This window comes from Candidatus Pelagibacter communis (assembly GCF_001180105.1).
Taxonomy (GTDB): Bacteria; Pseudomonadota; Alphaproteobacteria; order Pelagibacterales; family Pelagibacteraceae; genus Pelagibacter; species Pelagibacter ubique_K.
The window spans coordinates 1-820 of record NZ_CVSO01000032.1 but is presented as its reverse complement, the minus strand read 5'-3'; the positions used below and the strand labels follow the sequence as shown (position 1 = coordinate 820).

The following is an 820-nucleotide window of genomic DNA, read 5'->3' as shown; positions in this document are numbered from 1 at the left end:
CTAATTTGGAAGTAAATCCCAGTGTTAGGACCTGCGTATAAAAAATAAACTCCAAGGATATAAAAAAGAAATGCAAGGATAATTGATTTATGACCTCCATATTTATCAGCAAGAACTCCAAAAATTGGACCGGATAAACCCCAACCTAACATTTGAATACCTATAGCTAAACCAAATTCAGTATTTGAAATTCCTAAATCATTATTAAAGTCAATGAAAAACATTCCAAAAACTTGTCTTACACTTAAAGACATTAAAACTACAACACAGGCACAAATTAAAGTAGTTAAAGCTAGATTATTTTGAATAAATTTTTCTGAACTCATCTGATGAATTTAAGAGATCTTCTTAAATCTTCAATCAAATCTTTTGGATCTTCTAATCCGATATGTAATCTTACTATATGCTCATCTTTTGATAAATTTAAGTAAGATCTGTCCCCTTGTTCTCTAATTTCTTGATGTAATGCTAAACTCTCAAAACCTCCCCAACTATATCCATATCCAAATAATTTTAGTGAATTTACAAATTTAACCACATTCTTTTTCGCCGATTTAATTCTTAGACCCATTAGACCAGACGCTCCATTGTAATATTTTTTCCAAAGTCTGTAATTCAAAGAACCTTTTTTGAGAGGATATAAGAGTTTTATTTTTTTGTTTTTTGATAAAAAACGTGCAACTTTCATTGCATTTGATTGATGTCTATCTAATCTTACGTCCAGAGTTCTTAAACCTCTAGTTACCAAGTAAGCATCGTCTGGTCCCATTCTAAGACCTGTAATCTTTTCAGCCATTTGAACCTTTTTAAAAACTTTTTT

General features: G+C 30.2%; 2 protein-coding genes. Both read right to left on the bottom strand.

Annotation, left to right across the window (positions count from 1 at the left end):
• Nucleotides 1-326 (bottom strand): MFS transporter (locus AMN84_RS01850; protein WP_143755534.1); only part of this gene is annotated, 326 nt, incomplete at its 3' end.
• Nucleotides 323-820 (bottom strand): PLP-dependent transferase (locus AMN84_RS01845; protein WP_143755533.1); only part of this gene is annotated, 498 nt, incomplete at its 5' end. The genes AMN84_RS01850 and AMN84_RS01845, both read right to left, overlap by 4 nt.